Source organism: Rhizobium sp. TH135 (genome assembly GCF_002855515.1).
GTDB lineage: Bacteria > Pseudomonadota > Alphaproteobacteria > Rhizobiales > Rhizobiaceae > Allorhizobium.
Genome location: NZ_PKRP01000008.1, coordinates 77,123 through 93,818, shown reverse-complemented (window position 1 = coordinate 93,818; position 16,696 = coordinate 77,123). Strand labels below are relative to the sequence as shown.

Sequence of the window (16,696 nt, the reverse complement as noted above, 5' to 3'; positions counted from 1 at the left end):
TACCGCTCAACGAGAACAAGAAGCGTCCTCCACCATCCAACGAACGAACTCACCAAAGCTATAGCCCGCATGGGCAGCCATTTCCGGCAGCAACGAGGTAGGGGTCATGCCCGGCTGGTTGTTGAGCTCCAGCCAAATCAGATCACCATCTTCGGAGAGACGATCGTCGTAGCGGAAGTCGGACCGACTCACTCCGCGACACCCGAGCGCCTGGTGTGCCTTGAGCGCCAATGATTGTATTTTTTGGTAAATTTTCGGTGAAATTTCCGCAGGAAGAACGTGCTGAGAGCCACCGGCAGCATACTTGGAGTCGTAATCGTAGAAGCTGTGGCCGAGCGGCACGATCTCGGTCACGCCAAGCACCTTCCCGTCCATCACGCCACAGGTCAGCTCGCGACCCGCCACATAGCGCTCGACCATCACAACATCGCCGTAGCGCCATTCGCTGGAGGTCAGGATCTGTGGCGGATGCGCCATGTCTTCGCGCACGATGACAACGCCGAAACTGGAGCCCTCGCGGACCGGCTTGACCACGTAAGGCGGCGCCATCGGATGGCTATTGCCGATGTCGAAACGGTTGATCACCATGGCCTCAGCGACAGGAATGCCAGCCTGGGCCGCAACGATCTTCGCCTGCTTCTTGTCCATGGCGAGAGCCGAAGCAAGAACGCCGGAATGCGTATAGGGGATCTCGAGGTATTCAAGCACGCCCTGGATCGTGCCGTCCTCACCGAACGGCCCATGCAGAGCATTGAAGGCGACGTCAGGCTTCAGATCCTCGAGGACACGGCCGATATCACGACCGACATCCACCCGCGTCACCTTGAAACCCTCACCCTCGAGGGCAGAGGCACAGGCGTTACCCGACGACAAGCTCACAGGCCGCTCGGAGGACAATCCACCCATCAAAACCGCGACATGCTTGCCACTCATAAACGCCTCGCAAAATTCCAAACCAACCGGTAGCCGCATCGATTGGACGGCTCCGTAGGCTCAGTTCAACAACATTAAGGTTAATGAAGCGTTTACTTTCGTTAACTTCCGACACTCAGCCGGGCGCCCACACGCTCATCCGTGAGGTTAATCTAATTATTCAAGATCATGATTTTAATGCGATAATAACGACTTTAATACCGTCAAGCCGTCTTGCGCTGCGCCACAGGTTCCAGCTGCATCTCGGCACGTTGCGACGGGTCCAAAGCCGTTTCAGCCAGCTCTCTGGCATGCACGATTCGATTCCGGCCACTGGCTTTGGCCAAATAGAGTGCACGGTCGGCTGCGGAGAAAAGCTCGCTGAAACCCAGTTCAGAGACGCCGGCAGACACGCCGCCGGAGATGGTGACGGACACCGGAAGTCCGGCCACTTCGAAGCCCATGGCCTCAACGGAACGGCAGATCGACTTGGCAACCTCGAGCGCTTCGTCGTTGCGTGGGCCCACCAGAAGCACGGCAAATTCCTCGCCGCCGATGCGGGCGACGGTCGCCCCCTCACCCAGCAGGTCCGTCAGGCATTGGGCAACGCGGACGATCACATCATCCCCGGCCTTATGACCCAGCGTGTCGTTGATTGATTTGAAGCGATCGATATCGAGCAGGATCAGCGCAACATCCCCTCGCGTGCGCTCGAAAGTGTCGAGGAAGGCGCGGCGGTTCATCAGGCCCGACAGCATGTCCGTTCGGCTGAGCATTTCGAAACGCTGCCGTGACATCCCGAGATCGTAGACCGCAAGCCCGACGACAGAATAGGCGATCATGGCCACCACGAAGGATACCGGTGGCGTGAGCATGGTGGCAACGACAAGTGCGGCCCCGAGCGGATACGGAAGAAGCCCGAGCGCCACCAGGATCAGATGTCCGACGATATTGAGGAGATAGGCAAAGATGGCGATCTTCGCCGCCATGAAGGCAGCCTTTGATACCACAGCACGCCGGGACGAAAACTCGCCCAACGTCAACTGTCGGATCACCCATACATGGACCAGATCGAACATAGCACTCCCCATACCCCTGGGGAGCCTAATTGAGCGAAGTTAAAACTTCGTGGGATCCGGCGTGACGGCCATCACACCGCAACGACACCCATGAATGGCTTCACTTCACGACCGGGCATGAAAATGCCGAGGCGCTTGATTTCCCATTCGAGCTTGATGCCGGAGGTCTCGAAAACCCGCTGGCGAACGGTCTCGCCAAGATATTCGAGATCGTAGCCGGTCGCATGGCCGACATTGATCATGAAGTTGCAGTGGAGCGACGACATCTGTGCCCCGCCAATCATCAGACCGCGGCAACCGGCCTCATCGATCAGCTCCCAGGCCGAATGGCCCTCAGGGTTCTTGAACGTCGAGCCGCCGGTCTTTTCCTTGACCGGCTGCACCGTTTCGCGATGGTGGCGCACAGCATCCATATCCGCGCGGATCTTGGCCTTCTCTTCCGGATAGCCCTCAAAGATAGCGCTGGTAAAGATCAGGCCTTCGGACGCTGCCGAATGGCGGTAGCTATAGCCCATGTCGGCATTCGACAGGACATGAACATTGCCCTTGCGATCGACGGCCTCGACCTCGACCAACCGGCCGGCGGTGTCGCCGCCATTGGCGCCCGCATTCATGCGGATCGCGCCACCGATCGAACCGGGAATGCCGTAGTAGAAGTGGAAACCGCCGATATTGTTGTCCATTGCCATGGCGGCAATGTGCTTGTCGGGGCAGATCGCTCCGGCACGGATGCGGTTCTCGCCCGCGAGCTCGACCTGGCCGAAGCCCTTGGCAGAGAGACGGATCACCACACCGGGGATCCCGCCGTCACGCACCAGCAGGTTCGAGCCGACGCCGACGACCGTTAGCGGCACCTCTTCGGGCAGAAGCTTGAGGAACGCGGTCAGATCTTCGACGTCATGCGGCTGAAACATCAGTTCGGCGAGGCCGCCGGCCTGGAACCAGGTCACCCTGTCCATCGGCGCATTGGGCGTCAGCCGCCCCTTGAGATCGTTAACTCCAGGGCCGAGCGACGCCAGAAGCTTTTCCCCATCCACCTGTTTCATTCAAGACTTTCCCGAAATTGCATCTAGTTCCGTCGGCAGGGCAGCAGCCCACTGAGTGATGTTGCCGGCCCCCAACAGGACCACGAAATCACCCGGTTGTGCAATGCCCGCGACGAGCGAGGCCAGTTGCTCAGGCGCGGCCAAGTATCGCGCGTCGCGATGGCCGCCCGATTTGATGCGCGAGACCAGCGTTTCCGAATCGATCCCCTCGATCGGCTCTTCGCCCGCTGCATAAACCGGCGACAGGAAGATCGTGTCGGCATCGTTGAAGCAGTTGGCAAAGTCATCGAACAGGCTTGCAAGCCGGCTGAAGCGGTGCGGCTGATGCACGGCAATGATCCGCCCCTTGCAAGATTCGCGCGCGGCCCGGAGCACGGCCTTTATCTCGACCGGGTGGTGACCATAGTCGTCGAACACCTGCACGCCGTTGGACGCGCCGGTCAGCGTGAAGCGTCGCTTGACGCCGCCGAAGCCGGCAAGGCCCTTCCGGATCGCCTCTTCCGGAATGTCGAGCCGGTTGGCGACAGCGATTGCTGCGCAGGCATTGGAAATGTTGTGCCGGCCCGGCATGGGCAGGACCAGATCCTTGAAATTGAACACACGGCCCGTGCGGCGACGGCGGATTTCGACGTCGAAGATCGAACGCGTGCCATCGAGACGCACATTCGAGAAGCGCACATCCGCCTGCGGGTTCTCACCGTAGGTGATGACCTTGCGATCCTCGATTCGGCCAACCAGCGCCTGTACTTCCGGATGGTCGAGGCACATCACGCCGAAGCCGTAGAACGGCACATTCTCGACGAACTGGCGGAAGGCCGCACGTGCATTGTCGAAAGTGCCGTAGTGGTCGAGATGCTCGGGATCGATATTGGTGACGATCGCAACATCGGCGGGAAGCTTCAGGAAGGTGCCGTCGGACTCATCAGCCTCGACCACCATCCACTCGCCCTCGCCCATGCGGGCATTGGTGCCATAGGCATTGATGATGCCGCCATTGATGACGGTCGGGTCGAGAGCGCCAGCATCGAGAAGCGCCGCTACCATCGACGTCGTAGTGGTCTTGCCATGTGTGCCGCCAACGGCGATCGCATTGCGGAAGCGCATCAGCTCAGCCAGCATTTCTGCGCGGCGAACGATCGGCAGCAGCTTCTCGCGCGCCGCAATCAGCTCCGGATTGCTCTTTTTGATCGCAGTCGAAACGACGACGACCTCGGCCTCACCCAGGTTCTCGGCCTTATGGCCGACAAACACCTCGATACCCTTGGCACGCAGGCGTTGGACGTTGGCGCTTTCGGCCTGGTCCGACCCTTGCACCCTGTGCCCGAGATTGTGCAGCACCTCTGCGATCCCGCTCATCCCGATGCCACCGATCCCGATGAAATGGACGAGGCCAATGGATTTCGGCATTTTCATTGTGTGGCTCCCTTCGACTGGGCAATACCCTTGCCGGCGGCAATAGCCTCTACGAGGTCTGCGAGCAAGCCGGCCGCATCGGGCTTGCCCGTGCTTTTCGCAGCAGCTGCCATTATGGCGAGCCGATCAGGCCCCTCCATCGCCTCCGTCAGAAGGCTTGCGATCCTGTCGGTGGAAAGCTGCGCCTGCGGGATGACCTGCGCACCACCCTGAGCGGCGAGCGCCGCAGCATTCGCCGCCTGGTCATGGTCAAGCGCATGCGGATAGGGCACGAGCAGGCTCGGCCTACCGATAACCGCGAGCTCCGAAACCGTCGATGCACCGGAGCGGCAGATCACCAGATGCGCGGCTGCCAGCCGTTCGGCCATGTCGGTAAAGAACGGCGCGACATCGGCGCGAATGCCGAGCGTCGCATAGCTGTCGATAACCTTCTGACGGTCTTCAGGGCGTGCCTGTTGCGTCACAACGAGCCGCGCACGCAAAGCATCCGGCATCAGCCGGATGGCGCCGGGGATAGCGTCGGAGAAGAACTGCGCCCCCTGGCTTCCACCAAAGACAACAAGGTTAAACGGTGCGCTGTCGCGGGATGGAGAATAGGGCTGTTCTGCAGCGGCAATCACCGCCGGCCGCACGGGATTTCCGGTCAAAACCATCTTCGCCGCATGCTCCCCGCCCGGCGACAGAAAACCGCCGGCGATTGCCCGCACCCGCGACGCAAGAAGCTTGTTGGCACGGCCCATGACGGCGTTCTGCTCGTGCACCGCAGTCGGCACACCAAGGCCGGCTGCCGCGAACAGCGGAGGCACAGTCGGATATCCGCCAAAGCCGATCACGGCCTTCGGCTTCAGGCGCGACACAAGGCCCCGCGCCTCGCGATAACCGCGCCAGAGCGAGAGAAACGCCTTGACGACGGCGACCGGGTTCTTGGAGCCGATCGTGGCCGAGGAGACGGTATGGATTTCGTCGGCCGGAAAGCTGCCGGCATAACGTTCGGCGCGCCTGTCGGTCACCAGATGCACGCCATAGCCACGGGATTTCAGCTCGTGCGCCAGCGCCTCAGCCGGAAAGAGATGTCCGCCGGTGCCACCGGCGGCAAGCAGGACGATACCTTTTGTCATACGCAATTACTCCGCGGGTACGCCCGCAACCGAGCGGAACAGGCTGCGCTCCTGCGCGCGTTTTTCCGGACGGCGGCGGGTGAGCGCCAGGATGAAGCCGGCGGTGACGCAGATCGCCGTCATCGACGATCCACCATAAGAGATGAGCGGCAGCGTCATGCCCTTGGCCGGCAGCAGTTCGAGATTGACGCCGATATTGATCATCGACTGCACGCCGAGAAGCAGGACCAGACCGGACACGGCAAGACGGTTGAAGTCATTGCGTTCCTTGTAGGCGTGGCTCAAGCCCCGAAGAACAAGAAAGCCGAAGATCGCCACGAGCACCATGCAGAAGACGATGCCGAACTCTTCCGCCGCGACCGAGAAGATGAAGTCAGTATGACTGTCTGGAATGATTCGCTTGACGATGCCTTCGCCCGGGCCCTGGCCGAACCAGTCGCCACGAATGATCGCCTCGCGCGCCGTGTCGACCTGGAAGGTGTCGCCCTCCCCGGTCAGGAAGCGGTCTATTCGTCCTGCGACGTGCGGCAGGGTCATGTAGGCGCCGAAGAACCCTGCGCCGCCGAGAACGCCGAGCACGACGATCCAGAGCCACGGCATGCCGGCCATGAAGAACATGGCGCCCCACACGCTGCCGATCAGGATGGTCTGCCCAAGGTCAGGCTGCGCGATGAGAAGAGCAGCTGCGATACCGAACAACAGGATGGCGAAGAGATTGCCGGGGATTTCCGGCTGCCGCGCATGTTCCGCGAACAACCAGGCGCAGATCACGACGAAGGCAGGCTTCATGAATTCAGACGGCTGGATCGACATCGAACCGATCGACAGCCAGCGCCGGCCGCCCTTGACCTCAAGGCCGATGAACAGAACCAGCACCATCATGATCAGCGAGGCCGCCAGGATCAGCATGGCCATGCGCCTGACCTGGCGTGGCGACAGGAAGGACAGGCCGATCATCACGCCGAGAGCCGGCATCATGAAGAAGGCATGACGCTTGACGAAATGGAAGCTGTCGAGATTGAGACGTTCTGCAACCGCCGGAGACGCCGCGAAAGAGAGCATCAGCCCGATCCCCATGAGGAGAACGAAGGTGATCAGGAACAGACGGTCGATCGTCCAGAACCAGTCAGCGACCGGGCCCCTCTCTACACGGCTTACCATCTCATTTACCTCCTGTCGGCAGGTCGATCAGCATCGTCACTCCATCGAGGTCCGCCACATGCCCCACGAAGGCATCGCCGCGGACTTCGAAATTCTTGTACTGGTCGAAGCTTGCGCAAGCCGGTGACAGCATCACGGCAGAAGCGTCGCCATCCCGATCGGCATCGGCAGCCGCATGGGCCACGGCGCGCTCCAGCCTGTCCGAGATCTCGTAAGCCACCCGGTCACCAAGCTGCGCGGCAAAGGCCGAAGCAGCCTCACCGATCAGATAAGCTTTCACGATGCGCGGGAAGAGTGGTGCGAGGCTTGCGATGCCGCCTTCCTTGGACAGTCCACCGGCGATCCAGTAGATCCGATCGTAGCTGGACAGCGCAGGTGCTGCCGCATCCGCATTGGTTGCCTTGCTGTCATTGACGAAGACCACCTGACGGCGCCGCCCGACCGGCTGCATGCGATGCTTAAGGCCGGGGAAGCTTTTCAGGCCCTTGCGGATCTCGTCTTCCGATACGCCGGCTGCCAGGCATGCGGCGATCGCCGCGCAGGCATTCTGCGCGTTGTGGCTGCCGCGCAGCGTCTGAATGCCGTCGAGATCGACAAGAACCGAGGTCGCCCCCTGTTCGGCCCGCACGATGCGCGAGCCCTCAGCATAAAGCCCATCGGCGAGAGGCTGCCGCTTGGAGATCCGGATAACCTTGGTGCCGGCGCGCTCGACACGATCGCCGATCAGCTCGCAATAGCTGTCATCGATGCCGATGATCGCAGTCTTGGCTCCCGCGACCAGGCGTTCCTTCACGTCGGCATAATGCTGCATCGTGCCGTGGCGATCGAGATGATCGGGCGTCAGGTTGAGCAGGATGCCAGCGGTCGGGTTGAGCGTCGGCGCAAGGTCGATCTGATAGGACGAGCATTCGACGACGAAAAACCTGCCATCCCGGGGCGGATCGAGCGTCAGAACCGCACGGCCGATATTGCCGCCAAGCTGCGTATCGCGACCGCTTGCCTGAAGGATATGGGCAATGAGAGCGGTGGTCGTCGACTTGCCGTTAGTCCCGGTGATCGCGATGAAGGGGCAGTCCGGCGCCTGCGCCCGCCGCTCGCGCACGAAGATCTCGACATCGCCGATGATCTCCACGCCGGCATTGCGGGCAAAGCCCACCGTCCAATGCGGCTTCGGATGGGTGAGCGGCACGCCGGGCGACAGCACGAAGGATGCAACCGACGACCAGTCGATTTCGCGCAAGTCCCGGGTCGGTACGCCGTCGGCCTCAGCCCGTGCAACGCTGTCGGGATTGTCGTCCCAGGCAATCACATTGGCGCCGCCGGCCTGCAGCGCCTTGGCCGTGGCGAGCCCTGAACCGCCGAGCCCGAAAAGCGCGACGGTCTTGCCCTTGAAGGTGTTGGCCGCGATCATTGCCGCCTCACCGCAGCTTCAGGGTCGAGAGGCCGAGCATGGCAAGGCCCACAGCGATGATCCAGAAGCGGATGACGACCTGGCTCTCGGTCCAGCCGAGCTTTTCGAAATGGTGGTGGATCGGCGCCATCAGGAAAACGCGCTTGCCGGTCAGCTTGAAATACCCGACCTGGATGATGACCGAGAGCGTCTCCATGACGAACAGACCGCCGATGATCGCCATGACGATCTCGTGCTTGGTAGCGACAGCCACCGAGCCGATCAGGCCGCCGAGGGCGAGCGAACCCGTGTCACCCATGAAAATGGCAGCTGGCGGCGCATTGAACCAGAGGAAGCCAAGGCCTGCCCCGATCACGGCGCCCAGCACTACGGCGAGCTCGCCCGTGCCCGGCGTGAAATTGATCTGCAGATAGTTGGAGAACACCGCATTGCCGGCGAGATAGGCGATCACGCCGAAGGAGGCGGCCGCGATCATGACAGGAACGATCGCGAGGCCGTCGAGGCCGTCGGTCAGGTTGACCGCATTGCCGGCACCCACGATGACGAAACCACCGAACAGCACGAAGAAGATCCCGAGATCGATCAGGAAATCCTTGAAGAAGGGAAAGGCGATCGAGGAGCCGAAGGTCGAACCTTGCGGCCCGGAGCTCAAGGCGGTCGACATCATGAAATAGACGGCGATGCCGGCGATCAGGAATTCGATACCGAGGCGCGCCTTGCCGGAGAAACCCTTCTCCGTCTGCTTCGTCACCTTGAGGTAGTCGTCATAGAAGCCGATGGCACCGAAGCCGAGCGTCACGAGCAGCGTTGCCACGACATAGACGTTGGAGAGATCCGCCCAGAGCAGCGACGACACGACGATCCCCGCGAGGATCATCAGACCGCCCATGGTCGGCGTTCCCGCCTTCTTGAAATGGGTCTGCGGTCCGTCAGCCCGGATCGGCTGGCCCTTGCCCTGGCGCACGCGCAGCGATGCGATCATCGCCGGGCCAAACAGGAAGACCACCAGCGCCGAGGTGAAGAGAGCTGCCCCCGTCCGGAAGGTGATGTAACGGAAGAGATTGAAAAACTGAAGGTTGTCCGACAGTTCCACAAGCCAGATCAGCATTGGAGCCCTTTCCCGAAGCCCGGATTAAAATTGGCGCTCCGTGTCGGAGAATGCTGGATGCTTGTCAAGCAGAGCCGATACGATCTTGCCGAAACCGATGCCGAGAGAAGATTTGACCATCACGACATCACCGGGGCGGACCTCTGCGGTGACGAAATTCGCGAGTTCCTCCGTGGTCTCGAGATAGACAACGTGGACCGTTTCGGGCAGCGCATCGCGCAGTGCCACCATTTCCGGTCCGGCGAGCCAGACATGTTCGATGCCGGCTGCGAGCAGCGGCCCGGCGAGGTCAGCGTGAACGCTGGGGGCGAATTCGCCCATCTCCAACATGTCGCCAAGCACGGCAATCCGCCGCCCCTCGCCCGTCGGCTGGGCCGATGCGAGCACGGAGATCGCCGCGCGCATGGAGGCAGGGTTCGCATTGTAGCTTTCGTCGATCAGCGTCAGGACACCTTCCGGCATCTTCAGCTTGTGGCGCGCACCGCGTCCCTTGACCGCCGTCAGATTGGCAAGCGCCTCGATCGCCGCATCGACATCGGCGCCAACAAGCGAAACAGCCGCGAGAACCGCCATGGCGTTCTCGGCCAGATGTCGTCCGGGCGCACCGATCGTTACTTCCCGCGTCTCGCCACCGAACGAGACCCAAACGGTCGAACGCTCGGCCGCACCGTCGAATTCGGCAAGGCGGAACTCAGCCTTGGCATGCTGGCCAAAGCTGTGAATATTCTCGACACCCTGAGCAAGTGCGGCCTGTTCGAGGCGCTCGTAATAGGGATTGTCACGGTTGAGGATCGCGTCCCCGCCACTGACGACGCCCTCGAAGATCTCGGCCTTGGCGTCGGCAATCTCGTCGACGCTGGAGAAATTGCCGAGGTGCGCGGGCGCAATGGTCGTGATGACAGCCACATCGGGCCGCACCATGCGCGACAGCGGGCCGATTTCGCCGGGATGGTTCATGCCGAGTTCGAAAACGCCGTAGCGCGTGTCGATCGGCATGCGGGCAAGCGTCAGTGGCACGCCCCAGTGATTGTTGAAGGAGGCAACGGAAGCATGCACCTTGCCTGAGGGCTCGAGCGTCATCCGCAGCATTTCCTTGGTCGTCGTCTTGCCGACAGATCCGGTAACAGCAATCACGGTCGCCGGCGTACGATCACGTGCGGCCATGCCGAGCTTTTGTAGGCCGACCAGCACGTCTTCGACGACGATCATCGGAATGGTCAGCCGGCCGAGTGCTGGCAGCTTCGCTTCGCTGACAACGAGCAGCGAGGCGCCATTGGCAATCGCGATGCTCGCATAATCATGGCCATCGACGCGGTCGCCCTTGATGGCGAAGAATGCTTCGCCCGAGGTAATCGTCCGGCTGTCGATCGAGATACCGGTAATGCCTTCGGGCAGATTGCCGAATGGCCGGCCGCCCATGGCGACGACCATTTCACGCGCGGTCCAGAGCAGGGTCAACGGTCGAACTCCTCCAAGGCTTTGCGGACTTCCTGATGGTCAGAGAACGGCAACGTCTCCGATCCAACCGTCTGCCCTTCCTCATGCCCCTTGCCCGCCACGATCAGCGTATCTCCGGCCGACATCATGGCGACGCCAGCCCGGATTGCCTGAGCGCGGTCGCCGATCTCGATACCCTTGGGCGTTGCGGCCATGATCTCGGAGCGGATGGTTGCCGGCACTTCAGAGCGAGGATTGTCGTCGGTGACGATGACGACGTCAGCGAGCCGCAAGGCGATCTCGCCCATGATCGGTCGCTTGCCCTTGTCGCGGTCACCGCCACAGCCAAAGACCACGATGACGCGACCAGTGGTGAACGGGCGCACTGAGGTCAGCACGTTTTCCAGCGCTTCCGGCTTGTGCGCGTAGTCGACATAGGCGAGCGCGCCGGCCTTGGTCTGTCCAACCAGTTCGAGGCGACCCGAAGCACCCTTGAGATGCTCGAGAGCCTTGAGAGCGACGGCGGGTGCAACGCCGGTCGATATTGCGAGGCCGGCAGACACCAGCGCATTGGCGATCTGGAAGTCGCCTGCCAACGGGATATGTACCTCGAAGATTTCGCCGCCGCGATGCACTTCGGCCACCTGCTTGTGGCGGAAATGCTCGACCCGCTTGAGGCTGAGGAATTCGCCCTTGCGGCCAACAGTCCGCACATCGTGGCCGGCAGCCTTCGCGGCGCGGATCGCGGCGTCAGACCAGGCGTCATCGGCAAAGATGACCGCCGGTGCGCCCTTCGGCAGCAGCGTATCGAACAGACGCATCTTCGCCGCCATGTAGTCTTCCATGGTCGGATGATAGTCCATGTGATCACGGCCAAGATTGGTAAAGCCGGCCGCCGCCAGCACAACGCCATCGAGACGGCTCTGGTCGAGGCCGTGGCTAGAGGCCTCCATCGCAGCATGCGTCACGCCTTCGTCGGCGAGCTCGCCGAGCAGTGTGTGCAGTGCAAGCGGGTCAGGCGTGGTCAACGAGCCGTAATCGTTCCGCGAAGGGGAAATGACACCAGTCGTACCGATCTGCGCGGCGGCATGGCCGGCTTCAGCCCAGATCTGGCGTGTGAAGGAGGCGACAGAAGTCTTGCCGGCGGTGCCGGTCACCGCAACCATGGTCTTCGGCTGGCGTCCGACGAGGCGAGCTGCCGCGAGCGCCAGGAAACGCCTGGGATTATCGACGGTGATCACAGGAACGGATGCATCGACGGGATGCGAGGCGACGATAGCGACAGCGCCTTTCTCGACGGCCTGGGCGACGAAAGCGGATCCGTCGGCCTTTGTACCGGAAAGAGCGAAGAACACAGTGCCCGGCTCGACCTTGCGGCTATCGGCAGAGAGCCCTCGTACTTCGACGGACGCAGCGCCAACGGCTGCCACCTGATCCCCAAACTCTTCGCCAGCCAGTGCGCCCAAAAGCATTTGCAGTCCATCCTTCCGGGGCAAGTTCCGCGAATCGCCCCGCCTGTAGTCGTTCTGATCAATAAGAGACGAGCAACGCTGAGCCGTCTTCCCCGAAAGTGGGTTCTACACCAAGAATTGCGGCGCTTCTGCGGATGATCTCGCCGACGATCGGTGCAGCCGTCAGACCGGCGGTCCGACCACCGCCCTCACCCGTCTTTGGCGCGTCGATGAAACTCAGCACCAGATATTGCGGGTTTTCGATCGGGAAGGCGGCGACATAGGAGTTGAAGTTCTGGTCGTCGGAATAGCGGCCATTGACGACCTTTTCAGCCGTTCCGGTCTTGCCGCCGACATCGAACCCTTCAACGAGAGCGTACTTGCCCGAGCCGCTCTTGCCGTTCAGCCAGAACAGGTGGCGGATATCGTCACTAGTCTGCTTCTTGACCACGACCTGGGCAATGTCTTCGGCCTGTTCACGCGTGCGGGTCAGGAATGTCGGCGCGATGAGCTTGCCGCCATTGACTAGGGCTGCAGCCCCGACAGCCGTTTGCAGAGGCGTGGTCGACACACCATGGCCGAAGGAGATGGTGATCGAGTTGATCTGCTTCCACTCGCGTGGCTGCGAGGGTGCCTTGACCTCCGGCAGTTCCGTCTCCAGGCGCGTGAGAAGGCCCATGCGGGTCAGGAATTCCTTGTGCCCCGCAGTGCCGACGGCCTCGGCCATGCGCGCGGTGCCGATATTCGACGAATACTGGAAGATCTCGGGCACCGTCAGAACGCGGTGCTTTCCGTGAAAGTCCTTGATCGTGAAGCGGCCGATTCGGATCGGATAGCGCGCGTCAAAACTGTCCTTCATCGTGACCTTGCCCGAATCGAGCGCCATGGCCGTCGTGAAGGTCTTGAAGGTCGAACCCATTTCGAAGGTGCCGTTCGTCATCCGGTTCATCCAGCCTTCCTCTGCCCCTTCCTGAGGGCGATTCGGGTCGAAGTCAGGGATAGACGACATGGCAACGACTTCACCGGTGTGCACGTCGAGGACGACGGCACCTGCAGCGATCGCCTCATACTTGGTGACTGCACTCACAAGCGCGTCGCGCAGGATGTTCTGCACGCGGATGTCGACCGAAAGCCGCACCGGCTCCAGCGGCGCATCACTGGTCATGCCGAGCGCGCGCAGATCCGCCATGCCCTGGTTGTCGATATACTTTTCCATCCCGGCCATGCCGCGATTGTCGATGTTGACGTAACCGACGATGTGCGAGGCAGTCGCCCCACCCGGATAGAAGCGGCGCTTTTCCGGACGGAAGCCGATGCCGGGAATGCCGAGCGCCAGGATCTGGCTCTGCTGCTTCGGTGTCAGCTGACGGCGCAGCCACTGGAATCGCGAATTGGACGACAGCTTGCGATAGGTATCCTTGACGTCCAGATCCTTGAGCACCGTGGACAGCCGCTCGACGGCTTCATCGGGATCGACGATCTTGTGCGGCTCGGCAAACAGCGAGACCGTACGAATGTCTGTCGCCAGGATCTCGCCATTACGATCGAGAATATCGGGCCGCGACGCCATGAGGCGGTCGGCGGGAAGGATGCTGGAAACGGTTTCCGGCTGGGCATGACCATATTGGACCAGGCGGCCGCCGATGATCGCATAGGCAACACAGAACGTGGCGAACATCAGCCCGACGCGGGTCTTAGCCATCTCCGTCTTGCGCTTGCCGGTTCCCTTGAAGGTCGCACCGTTCACAACGGTACCGCCGCGCTGCACGTCGGTCGAGAAATGCGCCTGGCTCTTCAGCAGCATGATTCGCGAGAGAAATGTCATCAGCGGTCCACCGATCCTGTCGTAATGAGATCCTTGATGGGGTCGGAAGGTTCAGCTGCGCTGGCGCTCTCCGCCGCCTCTTCGCCTTCCGGCACGGGAACCTGATCCTTCGGCATGGGCAGCTCCATCGGCCGCGCGAGCTGGGTCGGCAAGGTCGGAACGAGCTGCAGTTCGGCGGCATAGGTCTGTACGAGACGCTCAAGCCGGTTCGGCTGCGTCAGCAGCGCCTCGTCGGCTCTCAGCAGCTCGATCGTATCCTTCTCCAGCTTGATCTCGGCTTCGAGGCGGCGCACTTCGGCTGCCTTATTATCCGTGTCGTGCTTGATCTGGTAAGTGACCGTCGCTGCCGCCAGCATGGCCCCGATCATCAGGAAGTCGAAGGGTCTCAGCACGGTCAGCCTCCGATCTTTTCGAGAGTGGCGAGGTCAGGCAGGTCGAAGATCGACATGTCGGCGCGCTCGGCAGGCGCCGAGCTGCGGATACCGGCACGCAGCTTCGCGGAACGAGCACGCGAATTGATCTCCGCCTCTTCCTCGGTGGCTGCGACCATGCCTTTGCCGACGGGATCGAAGGTAGCCGCTCGCGCTTCGACCATCGGAAGATGGCGCGAACCTGACGCTTTGCCGGAACGCTCCGAGAAGAACTTCTTGACGATGCGATCCTCCAGCGAATGGAAGGTCACGACAACGAGGCGACCGCCCGGCTTCAGCGCCCGCTCGGCGGCAAACAGCGCCTGAGCAAGCTCGCCAAGCTCGTCGTTTACATAGATGCGCAGCGCCTGGAAGACGCGGGTTGCCGGATGGATCTTGTCCTTGGCCTTGCGCGGATTGACGGTCTCGATGAGGTTGGCGAGATCGCGGGTCGTCTGAAAAGGCTCGTTTACCCGCCGCTTCTCGATGGCGCGTGCGATTCGGCCGGAATGCTTCTCTTCGCCGAGAAAACCGAAGATGCGGATGAGATCGGACACCTTGGCACGATTGACGACATCGGCGGCAGAAACGCCGGAGACGGCCATGCGCATGTCGAGCGGCCCGTTGCGCTGGAACGAGAAACCGCGCTCGGCCTCATCGATCTGCATCGAGGACACGCCGATGTCGAGAACGACACCGTCAAGACCACCCTCGGGAGCGAAGTTGGCGAGTTGGGAAAACTCCGTGTGATGCAGGGCAAGCCTGCCCTCGCTTGATGCGACGAGGGCCTTGCCGCCGGCAATGGCGTTCGGATCGCGGTCAAGCGCGATCACGTGAGCACCCTGTGCGAGAATGGCAGAGGTATAGCCACCAGCGCCGAAAGTTCCGTCGAGGATGACCTTGCCGGCTTCGGGCTCGAGAGCCTTCAGGACTTCGGAAAGAAGAACCGGAATGTGGCGAACCGGTCCGCCATCGGCATCGGAATTACCTTCGCCAAAGTTCGCCGCCATTCCGTTTCCCCGTCTTTCTAGGTGCGCAGGCCGCGTTGCCTGACCACCTCTCTGGCTCTCGCCTGCGCCTCGTGAAACGCCTGCGGTTGCCACACCTGAAAATGATCCGAACGACCGACGAAACAGACCTCCGAGGAAATCCCCGTGAAATCCCGGATGAAATCCGTCACCGCCAATCGCCCTTCGGCATCGAGTCGCGCGAAGACGCCGCCACCATGAAGCAGCAGCGACATCTCGTTTGCCTCCAACGCGAAGGGATCCTCGGCCGCCATCTTCCGCTCGTACCGCTCGAGCAGATCCGGACCACCGATGTTGACTGCCGGATAGACGAAATCCTGGAGACAATAAAGCTCCTGAATTTCGCGCTGCACCAGCACGGCACGAAAGGGCGCAGGGACGGAAACCCGCCCCTTCGCATCGATCCTGTTTGTCGCGTTGGACAGGAAGCGGCCCATCACTGACAACCGACCTCCCCTTGAACGTAGGGCCGATCAAAGACCCCCGAATACACATGAATACGCCAGCCGCCACACCCGTGACACGACCACCCGAAGGACGAGAGGAAGCACTTGATTCACGAGACTTCGGGGATGAAACGACCCCCGCAACGGCATGCAAATGGGATACCATGGGACAATATGGGCGTCAATGGGAACGGTCGGGATGAGCCAGCTCCACGAGTCAAACATTGATAGGCGGTTAAGCTTAACGAATGGTTAGAAACCGCTGTTTTCCGACGCCTTTTCGGAGCCGGTTGCCGTGAACGTGATCTGCGACACGCAGAAGCGTTCCGCCTTTGATTTCAGACGGTTCGCTCAAAAGCCCAAAAAGGGGAAATTTGCCAGTTGGCCTGTAAGCCGGGTTCTGTATGGCCCCGGTTTCCCGGAACGTGGCAGCCATTCATCTGGGACAGCGTTCGCACGCTGCCTCGCGCAACCCACCCGGATGACTGGCCCAGAAACAGGCTGTAGCAACGCTTTCGCGCCACCCGCGTCATCCCTATTCGGTCTTGCTCCCGGTGGGGTTTGCCGTGCCGTCCCTGTTGCCAGCGACGCGGTGGGCTCTTACCCCACCCTTTCACCCTGACCTCGCAAGCGAGGCGGTTTGCTTTCTGTGGCACTTTCCCTGAGGTCACCCTCGCCGGACGTTATCCGGCACCGTGTTTCCGTGGAGCCCGGACTTTCCTCACCTTACCGCCTTTCGGCATTGGTAAAGCGCGGCTGCCCGGCCAACTGGCAAGGCGTCCTTAACCGACCCTTTGGCCGAATGCCATCGAAAAGCGAGCATGAAGGACCACTTGGGCGCTTTTGGTGAA

The 16,696-nt window shown here is 61.6% G+C and carries 14 protein-coding genes and 1 other RNA gene; all 15 read right to left on the bottom strand.

Annotation, left to right across the window (positions count from 1 at the left end; all coding sequences use genetic code 11):
* Positions 1 to 6: 6 nt before the first annotated feature.
* Positions 7 to 933, bottom strand: a complete 927-nt coding sequence (locus C0V73_RS21545; protein ID WP_102022077.1) for a D-alanine--D-alanine ligase — start codon at positions 931 to 933, stop codon at positions 7 to 9.
* 203 nt (positions 934 to 1,136) lie between these two features.
* Entirely contained in the window at positions 1,137 to 1,991 is an 855-nt protein-coding gene (locus C0V73_RS21540; protein ID WP_102022076.1) for a GGDEF domain-containing protein, read from the bottom strand.
* A 71-nt stretch (positions 1,992 to 2,062) separates the two neighbouring features.
* Positions 2,063 to 3,037, bottom strand: coding sequence for a UDP-N-acetylmuramate dehydrogenase (gene murB / locus C0V73_RS21535; RefSeq protein ID WP_102022075.1), 975 nt, complete (start codon positions 3,035 to 3,037; stop codon positions 2,063 to 2,065).
* Entirely contained in the window at positions 3,038 to 4,450 is a 1,413-nt protein-coding gene (murC, locus tag C0V73_RS21530; protein WP_102022074.1) for a UDP-N-acetylmuramate--L-alanine ligase, read from the bottom strand.
* Positions 4,447 to 5,568: an undecaprenyldiphospho-muramoylpentapeptide beta-N-acetylglucosaminyltransferase gene (gene murG / locus C0V73_RS21525; RefSeq protein WP_102022073.1), complete on the bottom strand. Its 1,122-nt coding sequence runs from the start codon at positions 5,566 to 5,568 to the stop codon at positions 4,447 to 4,449. The genes murC and murG overlap by 4 nt, the downstream gene beginning before the upstream one ends.
* Positions 5,569 to 5,574: 6 nt before the next feature.
* Positions 5,575 to 6,729, bottom strand: coding sequence for a putative lipid II flippase FtsW (gene ftsW, locus C0V73_RS21520; RefSeq protein ID WP_102022072.1), 1,155 nt, complete (start codon positions 6,727 to 6,729; stop codon positions 5,575 to 5,577).
* 1 nt (position 6,730) lies between these two features.
* Positions 6,731 to 8,140: a UDP-N-acetylmuramoyl-L-alanine--D-glutamate ligase gene (gene murD, locus C0V73_RS21515; protein ID WP_102022071.1), complete on the bottom strand. Its 1,410-nt coding sequence runs from the start codon at positions 8,138 to 8,140 to the stop codon at positions 6,731 to 6,733.
* Positions 8,141 to 8,147: 7 nt separating this feature from the next.
* Positions 8,148 to 9,248, bottom strand: a complete 1,101-nt coding sequence (gene mraY / locus C0V73_RS21510) for a phospho-N-acetylmuramoyl-pentapeptide-transferase (RefSeq protein WP_102022070.1) — start codon at positions 9,246 to 9,248, stop codon at positions 8,148 to 8,150.
* 24 nt (positions 9,249 to 9,272) lie between these two features.
* Positions 9,273 to 10,706, bottom strand: coding sequence for a UDP-N-acetylmuramoylalanyl-D-glutamyl-2,6-diaminopimelate--D-alanyl-D-alanine ligase (locus C0V73_RS21505; RefSeq protein ID WP_102022069.1), 1,434 nt, complete (start codon positions 10,704 to 10,706; stop codon positions 9,273 to 9,275).
* The gene (locus C0V73_RS21500; protein ID WP_102022068.1) at positions 10,703 to 12,157 is read right to left on the bottom strand and encodes a UDP-N-acetylmuramoyl-L-alanyl-D-glutamate--2,6-diaminopimelate ligase; all 1,455 of its coding nucleotides are present in this window, start codon (positions 12,155 to 12,157) and stop codon (positions 10,703 to 10,705) included. Before C0V73_RS21500 ends, C0V73_RS21505 begins: the two co-directional genes overlap by 4 nt.
* 58 nt (positions 12,158 to 12,215) lie before the next feature.
* Complete coding sequence (locus C0V73_RS21495) at positions 12,216 to 13,961, bottom strand: penicillin-binding protein 2 (RefSeq protein WP_102022067.1); 1,746 nt, start codon at positions 13,959 to 13,961, stop codon at positions 12,216 to 12,218.
* Positions 13,961 to 14,353, bottom strand: a complete 393-nt coding sequence (locus C0V73_RS21490; RefSeq protein WP_102022066.1) for a hypothetical protein — start codon at positions 14,351 to 14,353, stop codon at positions 13,961 to 13,963. Before C0V73_RS21490 ends, C0V73_RS21495 begins: the two co-directional genes overlap by 1 nt.
* 2 nt (positions 14,354 to 14,355) lie before the next feature.
* The gene (gene rsmH, locus C0V73_RS21485) at positions 14,356 to 15,381 is read right to left on the bottom strand and encodes a 16S rRNA (cytosine(1402)-N(4))-methyltransferase RsmH (protein ID WP_102022065.1); all 1,026 of its coding nucleotides are present in this window, start codon (positions 15,379 to 15,381) and stop codon (positions 14,356 to 14,358) included.
* A gap of 17 nt (positions 15,382 to 15,398) precedes the next feature.
* Positions 15,399 to 15,836: a division/cell wall cluster transcriptional repressor MraZ gene (mraZ, locus tag C0V73_RS21480; protein WP_102022064.1), complete on the bottom strand. Its 438-nt coding sequence runs from the start codon at positions 15,834 to 15,836 to the stop codon at positions 15,399 to 15,401.
* A 382-nt stretch (positions 15,837 to 16,218) separates the two neighbouring features.
* Positions 16,219 to 16,617: RNase P RNA component class A (gene rnpB / locus C0V73_RS21475), an RNA gene on the bottom strand.
* Between the last annotated feature and the right edge of the window lie 79 nt (positions 16,618 to 16,696).

What these genes read in the sequence shown, in the direction of transcription:
- C0V73_RS21545 (WP_102022077.1), bottom strand. Translation starts at nt 933, where the DNA reads ATGAGTGGCAAGCATGTCGCGGTTTTGATGGGTGGATTGTCCTCCGAG.
- C0V73_RS21540 (WP_102022076.1), bottom strand. Translation starts at nt 1,991, where the DNA reads ATGTTCGATCTGGTCCATGTATGGGTGATCCGACAGTTGACGTTGGGC.
- murG (WP_102022073.1), bottom strand. Translation starts at nt 5,568, where the DNA reads ATGACAAAAGGTATCGTCCTGCTTGCCGCCGGTGGCACCGGCGGACAT.
- mraZ (WP_102022064.1), bottom strand. Translation starts at nt 15,836, where the DNA reads ATGGGCCGCTTCCTGTCCAACGCGACAAACAGGATCGATGCGAAGGGG.
- murB (WP_102022075.1), bottom strand. Translation starts at nt 3,037, where the DNA reads ATGAAACAGGTGGATGGGGAAAAGCTTCTGGCGTCGCTCGGCCCTGGA.
- ftsW (WP_102022072.1), bottom strand. Translation starts at nt 6,729, where the DNA reads ATGGTAAGCCGTGTAGAGAGGGGCCCGGTCGCTGACTGGTTCTGGACG.
- murC (WP_102022074.1), bottom strand. Translation starts at nt 4,450, where the DNA reads ATGAAAATGCCGAAATCCATTGGCCTCGTCCATTTCATCGGGATCGGT.
- rsmH (WP_102022065.1), bottom strand. Translation starts at nt 15,381, where the DNA reads ATGGCGGCGAACTTTGGCGAAGGTAATTCCGATGCCGATGGCGGACCG.
- murD (WP_102022071.1), bottom strand. Translation starts at nt 8,140, where the DNA reads ATGATCGCGGCCAACACCTTCAAGGGCAAGACCGTCGCGCTTTTCGGG.
- C0V73_RS21500 (WP_102022068.1), bottom strand. Translation starts at nt 12,157, where the DNA reads ATGCTTTTGGGCGCACTGGCTGGCGAAGAGTTTGGGGATCAGGTGGCA.
- mraY (WP_102022070.1), bottom strand. Translation starts at nt 9,248, where the DNA reads ATGCTGATCTGGCTTGTGGAACTGTCGGACAACCTTCAGTTTTTCAAT.
- C0V73_RS21495 (WP_102022067.1), bottom strand. Translation starts at nt 13,961, where the DNA reads ATGACATTTCTCTCGCGAATCATGCTGCTGAAGAGCCAGGCGCATTTC.